Here is an 8,316-nt window from a genome sequence, read left to right on the forward strand (position 1 = left end):
GTGGGCAGGACGGTCTACAAGGGTGAAGTTGAAACTGGCGTTATCGCCTGGTTTTCTAGCCTGTCAGCCGCACACATGACCTGCAGGAGCTGCCGAAGGCCGCGATCTTTTGATCTTGCCGTTGAAAAACAAAATCAAAAGATCGCAGCCTTCGGTAGATCCCACAGGATTCATTGAGCCGAAATTAACTCAAAATGATGAGCAACATCTACAGGACAGCGAAGGTGCCTTGCGCTTTTGCGACCAGTTTGTCGCCCTGCATCACCTCGGCTTCGACCACCAGCGTGCGCCGGCCCGGGTGGATCACCCGCGCCGTGCACAGCACCTCGCCGTCGGAAACGGCGCGGATGTAGTTGATCTTGCATTCGATGGTCGCACTCTGCTGATCGAAGCCATGGCTGCTGGAACAAGCCAGGCCCATGGCAATATCGACCAGACTGAACAGCGCACCGCCGTGCAGTTTGCCGCCGCGGTTGCGCAGCTCGGGCTCAAGCGCCAGGGCGACTTGCGCCACCCCGGTTTCGAGGCTGTGCAGGCGGCAGCCCAACAGCTTGAAAAACGCGCTCTCGACGAGCCCGGCCGGCATGTCCATCAGCGTTTCTTCAACTGTTTGGCGTTGGCGAACAGCGAGGCCATCGCGTTGTTCACCGGCGCGGCGGTAACGGTTTCCTTGCGCGGCGCGTTGCCCGAAGACTGGCGCGGTGCCGAGCCCGGACGCGAGCCACGGGCACCGTCGATTTTCTCGCCGGGAGTGTCGCTCATGCGCATCGACAGGCCGACGCGTTTGCGCGGAATGTCGACTTCCATGACCTTCACTTTCACCACGTCACCGGCCTTGACCGCTTCGCGTGGGTCCTTGATGAACTTCTCCGACAGCGCCGAAATGTGCACCAGACCGTCCTGATGCACGCCGATGTCGACGAACGCACCGAACGCCGTAACGTTGGTGACGACGCCTTCAAGGATCATCCCCAGTTGCAGGTCCTTGAGGTCCTCGACGCCTTCCTGGAATTCGGCAGTCTTGAACTCCGGACGTGGATCGCGACCGGGTTTTTCCAGTTCTTGAAGGATGTCGGTGACGGTCGGCAGACCGAAGGTTTCGTCGGTGAATTTCTTCGGGTCCAGACGCTTGAGGAACGCGGCATCGCCGATCAGCGAGCGGATGTCGCGGTCGGTTTCAGCGGCAATGCGCTGCACCAGCGGATAGGCTTCCGGGTGAACCGCCGAGGAATCCAGCGGGTTGTCGCCGTTCATCACGCGCAAGAAACCGGCGGCCTGTTCGAAGGTTTTCTCGCCCAGACGCGCAACTTTCTTCAACGCCGCACGAGTCTTGAACGCACCGTGTTCGTCACGGTGAGCAACGATGTTCTGCGCCAGCGTTGCGTTGAGGCCGGAGATTCGCGCCAGCAAGGCCACGGAGGCAGTGTTCACATCCACGCCCACGGCGTTCACGCAGTCCTCGACCACGGCGTCCAGACCGCGCGCCAGTTTCAGCTGCGAGACGTCGTGCTGGTACTGGCCGACACCGATGGATTTCGGATCGATCTTCACCAGTTCGGCCAGCGGATCCTGCAGACGACGGGCGATCGACACGGCGCCACGGATCGACACGTCGAGATCCGGGAATTCCTTGGCCGCCAGTTCCGACGCCGAGTACACCGAGGCGCCGGCTTCGGAAACCATGACCTTGGTCATCTTCATCGCTGGGTATTTTTTGATCAGCTCGATCGCCAGCTTGTCGGTCTCGCGGCTGGCAGTGCCGTTGCCGATGGCGATCAGATCCACCGAGTGCTTGGCACACAGGGCGGCCAAGATGGCGATGGTCTGATCCCATTTGTTGTGCGGCACGTGCGGGTAAACCGTGGCGTGGTCGAGCAGCTTGCCGGTGGAGTCGACCACGGCCACCTTGCAGCCGGTACGCAGGCCCGGGTCGAGGCCCAGGGTCGCGCGCGGGCCGGCCGGAGCGGCCAGCAGCAGGTCGTGCAGGTTGTGCGCGAACACGTTGATTGCTTCGGTTTCGGCGCCATCGCGCAACTCGCCGAGCAGGTCGGTTTCCAGGTGGGTGTAGAGCTTGACCTTCCAGGTCCAGCGCACCACTTCACCGAGCCATTTGTCCGCCGGGCGGTTCTGGTTCTGGATGCCGAACTGCTGAGCGATCATGCCTTCGCACGGGTGCATGGTGCCGGGCAGCTCATCGCCGACTTTCAGCGCGGAGCTGAGAATGCCTTCGTTGCGGCCACGGAAAATGGCGAGGGCGCGGTGCGACGGCATGCTTTTCAGCGGCTCATCGTGTTCGAAGTAATCGCGGAACTTGGCGCCTTCCTCTTCCTTGCCAGCGATGACGCGGGCACTGAGGATCGCTTCCTGTTTGAGGAAATTACGCAGCTTTTCCAGCAGGCTGGCGTCTTCGGCGAAGCGCTCCATGAGGATGTACTTGGCGCCTTCCAGCGCAGCCTTCACATCGGCCACGCCTTTTTCGGCGTCGACGAAGCGCGCGGCTTCGGTCTCCGGCGACAGGTTCGGGTCGTTGAACAAGCCGTCGGCCAGTTCGCCGAGGCCGGCTTCGAGGGCGATCTGGCCCTTGGTGCGGCGCTTCTGCTTGTACGGCAGGTACAAGTCTTCGAGACGGGTTTTGGTGTCGGCGAGCTTGATGTCGCGCTCGAGGGCAGGGGTGAGTTTGCCTTGCTCCTCGATGCTGGCGAGGATGCTGATGCGCCGTTCGTCGAGTTCTCGCAGGTAGCGCAGGCGCTCTTCCAGATGACGCAACTGGGTGTCGTCGAGGCTGCCGGTGACTTCTTTCCGGTAACGGGCGATGAAGGGAACGGTAGAACCTTCATCGAGTAGCGCGACGGCCGCTTCGACCTGTTGTGGGCGTACGCCGAGTTCCTCGGCAATGCGGCTGTTGATGCTGTCCATAAAACCACCTGACATAGTTTGAAAGCAGGCTCACAGGCGCGCAGATAAAGGCCTGGAGGCTGATTGAGCGGCTGGAAAATTGCCGCTGCCTGGATCAAGAGGCTGCCCATTGACCCGTGAAATCGAACAGTTGCTGCACAGGGCCGGAAAAAATACCGGCCACTTACGGTAACGATTCAGACGTTGCCTGGCGCAAAACGCCGCGCATTATAACCAGCGTTCTGTCATTCGGGGGCGTCGCAGCCTGTAGGCATAAACCCCGGTTTTCTGGCAGTGAAGGAAAAATCTGCTAACAATGCACACGGTGCGTATAACGGCAGCTACGCCATAATGCGCGCCGAGCTAAAAGGAGCATCCAATGAGCAGCACTGCACAAACGGCTGAAGGCGAAAAAATTCTAATCGTTGATGACGATCCGGGGCTGAGCAGCCTGCTGGAGCGTTTCTTCGTCAGCAAGGGCTACCGTGCCCGTACCGTTCCGAACACCGAGCAGATGGACCGTCTGCTGGCGCGTGAAGTGTTCAATCTGGTCGTCCTCGACCTGATGCTGCCGGGCGAAGACGGCCTGACCGCTTGCCGCCGCCTGCGTGGCGCGAACAACCAGATTCCGATCATCATGCTCACCGCCAAGGGCGATGAGCTGAGCCGTATCAAGGGCCTTGAACTGGGCGCCGACGATTACCTGGCCAAGCCGTTCAACCCGGACGAGCTGATGGCGCGGGTCAAAGCGGTATTGCGCCGTCAGGCCGCACCGGTACCGGGCGCACCGGGCAGCGAAGACGAAAACGTCACGTTCGGAGATTACGTGTTGTCGCTGGCGACCCGCGAGCTCAAGCGCGGCGACGAAGTGCACATGCTCACCACCGGTGAGTTCGCGGTACTCAAGGCGTTGGTGATGAACGCGCGTCAGCCACTGACCCGCGACAAACTGATGAACCTGGCCCGTGGTCGCGAATGGGATGCGCTGGAGCGCTCCATCGACGTGCAGATCTCGCGTCTGCGCCGGATGATCGAACCCGATCCGTCGAAACCGCGCTACATCCAGACCGTCTGGGGCGTAGGTTACGTGTTCGTACCGGATGGCACCGCCACCAAGTGATCGGTGATTTGTAGGAGCGGGTCTGCAAGGCTCTGGTCGCACGGCCATTGCCACAGACTCGCAATCCGCAATATGCGAGCATTGCTCGCTCCTGCAAGTGTGTAGCGGTTAAAGATGAAAACCCCCGTCTGGTTCCCCCAAAGTTTTTTCTCCCGCACCCTCTGGCTGGTGCTGATCGTCGTGCTGTTTTCCAAGGCGCTGACCCTGGTTTATCTGTTGATGAACGAGGACGTGCTGGTGGACCGCCAATACAGCCATGGTGTCGCTCTGACGTTGCGCGCCTATTGGGCCGCCGATGAAGAAAACCGCGCAAAAATTGCCGATGCCGCGACCCTGATCCGTGTGGTCGGCGCCGGTGTGCCGGAAGGCGAGCAGCACTGGCCGTACAGCGAAATCTATCAGCGTCAGATGCAGGCGGAACTGGGTGCCGACACCGAGGTGCGCTTGCGCATGCACTCGCCGCCGGCACTGTGGGTGAGGGCGCCGAGCCTGGGCGATGGCTGGCTCAAAGTGCCGTTGTATCCACATCCGTTGCGCGGGCAGAAGATCTGGAACGTGCTCGGCTGGTTCCTCGCCATCGGCCTGTTGTCGACGGCGTCGGCATGGATTTTCGTCAGCCAGCTCAACCAGCCGTTGAAGCGCCTGGTCTATGCCGCGCGGCAACTTGGCCAGGGCCGCAGCGTACGTCTGCCGATCAGTGATACGCCGAGCGAAATGACCGAGGTTTATCGCGCCTTCAACCAGATGGCCGAGGACGTTGAACAGGCCGGACGCGAGCGCGAGCTGATGCTGGCCGGGGTTTCCCACGACTTGCGCACACCGCTGACGCGCTTGCGCCTGTCGCTGGAACTGATGGGCGATCACACCGACCTTACCGACGACATGGTCCGCGACATCGAGGACATGGACGCGATTCTCGACCAGTTCCTCGCGTTCATCCGTGACGGTCGCGACGAGTCGGTGGAAGAAGTCGACCTCAGCGATCTGGTGCGCGAAGTCGCCGCGCCGTACAACCAGAACGAAGAGAAAGTGCGCCTGCGCCTGGAACCGATCCAGCCGTTTCCGCTGCGTCGAGTGTCGATGAAACGCCTGCTCAACAACCTGATCGGCAACGCCTTGAACCATGCCGGCACCGGTGTTGAGGTCGCGGCTTATGTGTCCGGAGATACCAGCGCGCCGTATGTGGTCCTGAGCGTGATGGACCGTGGCGCGGGGATTGATCCGTCCGAGCTTGAGGCAATCTTCAACCCGTTCACCCGAGGTGATCGGGCTCGCGGTGGCAAAGGCACCGGGTTGGGACTGGCGATCGTGAAAAGGATTGCGGCGATGCATGGCGGCAATGTCGAATTGCGCAACCGGTCCGGGGGTGGACTTGAGGCCCGCGTGAGATTGCCGCTGGGGTTGATGTTGCCCCGAGATGCGGTTTAGAAGCAGCTGCAAGCTGCAAGCTGCAAGCTACAAGCTACAAGCTACAAGCAAGAGCGCTTTTCACTTGCCGCTTGAAGCTTGCCGCTAGCAGCTGCTTCTCTAGCCCTTGCCCTTGGTGCGGGTCATATTCGGCCCGCCATTCTTTTCCAGGTGCTCGATGATGATCCCGGCGACATTCTTGCCCGTAGTGGTCTCGATGCCTTCCAGTCCCGGCGACGAGTTCACTTCCATCACCAGCGGCCCGTGATTGGAACGCAGGATATCCACACCCGCCACTGCCAGCCCCATGACCTTGGCAGCGCGTAACGCGGTCATGCGTTCTTCCGGGGTGATCTTGATCAGGCTGGCGCTGCCGCCGCGATGCAGGTTGGAACGAAATTCTCCCGGTTTGGCCTGGCGCTTCATTGCCGCGATCACCTTGTCGCCGACCACGAAGCAGCGGATGTCGGCGCCGCCGGCTTCCTTGATGTATTCCTGAACCATGATGTTCTGCTTCAGGCCCATGAACGCCTCGATCACCGACTCTGCCGCCGTGGCTGTTTCGCACAGCACCACGCCAATGCCCTGGGTGCCTTCGAGCACTTTGATCACCAGCGGTGCGCCGTTGACCATGGCGATCAGGTCGGGAATGTCGTCCGGCGAGTGGGCAAAACCGGTGACCGGCAAACCGATGCCGCGCCGCGACAGCAGCTGCAGTGAACGCAATTTGTCCCGCGAGCGGGCAATGGCCACCGACTCGTTGAGCGGGAACACGCCCATCATTTCGAACTGACGCAACACCGCGCAGCCGTAGAACGTCACCGACGCGCCGATCCGCGGGATCACCGCGTCGAAACCTTCCAGCGGTTTGCCGCGGTAATGGATCTGCGGCTTGTGGCTGGCAATGTTCATGTAGGCGCGCAAGGTGTCGATCACCACCATTTCATGCCCGCGCTCGATTCCGGCTTCGACCAGACGGCGGGTGGAATACAGACGCGGATTACGCGACAGCACAGCGATCTTCATGCAACACCTGTGGAGGAGGTAGATACCGGGAACACCGGCTTGTCTTGTACATACTTGATGCCCGGATTGACCACCAACTGGCCATCGATCAGGGCTTTGGAACCGAGCAACAGGCGATAGCGCATGGACTTGCGGCAGGCCAGGGTGAACTCCACCGGCCAGACCCGATCACCCAGGGCCAGCGTGGTGCTGATCACGTAGCGCACCTGCGCATGGCCGTTGGAGCTTTTGATGGTTTTGCGTGTGACCAGCGGGGCTTCGCAGCGCCGGTGACGCAACTGCACCACCGTGCCGAGATGCGCAGTAAAGCGCACCCATTTCTCGCCGTCGCGTTCGAACGGTTCGATATCTGTGGCGTGCAAACTGGAGGTGCTGGCGCCGGTGTCGATTTTGGCGCGCAGGCCCGCGACTCCCAGGCCCGGGAGCGCCACCCACTCGCGCAGACCGACAACGGTCAAATGATCAAATGTCTTCAAGGAAAAAAACCAAGGGTTAACGCTTCCAGGCCTCGTCCGGCACCTGGGCCAACGCTTTGAATGCAGGTCTGGCGAACCAGTAGCCCTGCATCAGAAATATTCCACAGTCCGCGAGGAAATCCCGTTCCCCGGCGCTTTCTATGCCTTCGGCAATGACTGTAACGTCCAACTCCGCACACATTGTGACAATCCCCCGCACGATCACCTGACGGACACGGTCCTGGTCAACATCGCGGATCAGCGCCATGTCGAGTTTGATCAGGTCCGGTTGGAAATCAGCCAGCAGATTGAGCCCCGAATAGCCGGCACCGAAATCGTCGATGGCGGTCTTGAAGCCGAATTCGCGGTATTCACGCAGAATATTGGTCAAATGGCGATAATTATCTACGTGCTCGATTTCCAGGGTTTCGAAAATCAGTCGGTCGATCGGAAAGTTGTGTTTTCGTGCGGCCTCCAGTGTGCTGCGGATGCATAGCTCTGGACGGTAGACGGCGTTGGGCAAAAAGTTGATCGACAAGTGTGTCTGCATATTAAGACTGGCCGCACCTTCGATGGCCCGAGTCCGGCAGAGCTGGTCGAAGCGGTAGCGGTTGTCTTCTGTAACCTGATTTAACACGGACAGCGCACCCTCACCGGCCACGCCGCGCACCAGCGCTTCGTGGGCGAATACCGATTGGTCGCGCAGGTCGACAATTGGCTGATAGGCGAAGGCAAAATCGAAGTCCAGCGGCTCGCTCTGCTGACAGCCCTGGCAACCGCCCTTGGGTGAGGTCAATGAAGTCGGAAATTTTGTCACTCGGTCACTCCAGGCCGGTCAGGCGGCGAAGATCACAGTCTATCTGGTGGGCCGAGTTCTTGCGCCCGACAGAAACGGTAGTACAGTTCCGACTACTGGCTGAGCGAGGAATTCATATGGGACAGAAGCAGGAGGAGGACGACAAGGTCCGTCTCGATAAGTGGTTATGGGCGGCGCGTTTCTATAAGACCCGGGCCTTGGCCAAAGCGGCGATTGAAAGTGGCAAGGTGCACTGTCGCGGCGAACGCTGCAAACCGGGCAAGGAGCCGCGCATTGGCGATGAGTTCGAGATTCGCACCGGCTTCGAAGTGCGTACGGTGAGGGTGGAAGCTTTGTCGATCGTGCGTCGTGGCGCGCCCGAGGCGCAGACCTTGTATGCGGAGACCGAAGCGAGTATCGCCAAGCGTGAAGCGGCTGCGGCAATGCGCAAGGCGGGGTCGTTGGGCGTGAGCACCGATGGCAAGCCGAGCAAGAAGCAGCGGCGCGATCTGTTCAAATTTCGCGGTAGCAACGACGAGTAAAAAGATCGCAGCGTGCGGCAGTCCTACAGTTGGAATGCGATCCCTGTAGGAGCTGCCGAAGGCTGCGATCTTTTC

General features: G+C 60.5%; 8 protein-coding genes. 3 read left to right on the top strand and 5 right to left on the bottom strand.

The genetic code is table 11. From position 1 onward, the window contains the following. Nucleotides 1–208: 208 nt before the first annotated feature. Nucleotides 209–592 carry a PaaI family thioesterase gene (locus tag D6877_RS06580; protein ID WP_024011182.1) on the bottom strand — a complete coding sequence of 128 codons (384 nt, stop codon included), beginning with the start codon at nucleotides 590–592 and terminating at the stop codon, nucleotides 209–211. After that, nucleotides 592–2,916 carry a Tex family protein gene (locus D6877_RS06585; protein ID WP_130910264.1) on the bottom strand — a complete coding sequence of 775 codons (2,325 nt, stop codon included), beginning with the start codon at nucleotides 2,914–2,916 and terminating at the stop codon, nucleotides 592–594. Before D6877_RS06585 ends, D6877_RS06580 begins: the two co-directional genes overlap by 1 nt. Before the next feature lie 358 nt (nucleotides 2,917–3,274). Between D6877_RS06585 and ompR the strand changes: the two genes are divergently transcribed. Further along, complete coding sequence (gene ompR / locus D6877_RS06590) at nucleotides 3,275–4,015, top strand: two-component system response regulator OmpR (protein WP_039756430.1); 741 nt, start codon at nucleotides 3,275–3,277, stop codon at nucleotides 4,013–4,015. A 114-nt stretch (nucleotides 4,016–4,129) separates the two neighbouring features. Continuing rightward, nucleotides 4,130–5,443: an ATP-binding protein gene (locus D6877_RS06595; RefSeq protein WP_016770645.1), complete on the top strand. Its 1,314-nt coding sequence runs from the start codon at nucleotides 4,130–4,132 to the stop codon at nucleotides 5,441–5,443. A 99-nt stretch (nucleotides 5,444–5,542) separates the two neighbouring features. Here the strand turns inward: D6877_RS06595 and rimK are convergent, their stop codons facing one another. From rimK to D6877_RS06610, 3 genes are read right to left on the bottom strand one after another with little or no spacing between them, the layout of a single operon-like run. Then, nucleotides 5,543–6,448, bottom strand: coding sequence for a 30S ribosomal protein S6--L-glutamate ligase (gene rimK, locus D6877_RS06600; protein WP_024011184.1), 906 nt, complete (start codon nucleotides 6,446–6,448; stop codon nucleotides 5,543–5,545). Further along, on the bottom strand, nucleotides 6,445–6,906 hold the full coding sequence (locus D6877_RS06605) for an ATP-dependent zinc protease (protein WP_172667902.1): 462 nt from the start codon (nucleotides 6,904–6,906) through the stop codon (nucleotides 6,445–6,447). Before D6877_RS06605 ends, rimK begins: the two co-directional genes overlap by 4 nt. A gap of 34 nt (nucleotides 6,907–6,940) precedes the next feature. Beyond that, nucleotides 6,941–7,720, bottom strand: coding sequence for an EAL domain-containing protein (locus tag D6877_RS06610; RefSeq protein ID WP_122881279.1), 780 nt, complete (start codon nucleotides 7,718–7,720; stop codon nucleotides 6,941–6,943). A gap of 116 nt (nucleotides 7,721–7,836) precedes the next feature. Here D6877_RS06610 and D6877_RS06615 point away from each other — a divergent pair, with 116 nt between their 5' ends. After that, nucleotides 7,837–8,241, top strand: coding sequence for a S4 domain-containing protein (locus D6877_RS06615; RefSeq protein WP_122698817.1), 405 nt, complete (start codon nucleotides 7,837–7,839; stop codon nucleotides 8,239–8,241). Nucleotides 8,242–8,316 lie beyond the last annotated feature (75 nt).

Source organism: Pseudomonas sp. Sample_9 (genome assembly GCF_004307535.1).
GTDB lineage: Bacteria > Pseudomonadota > Gammaproteobacteria > Pseudomonadales > Pseudomonadaceae > Aquipseudomonas > Aquipseudomonas mercuritolerans.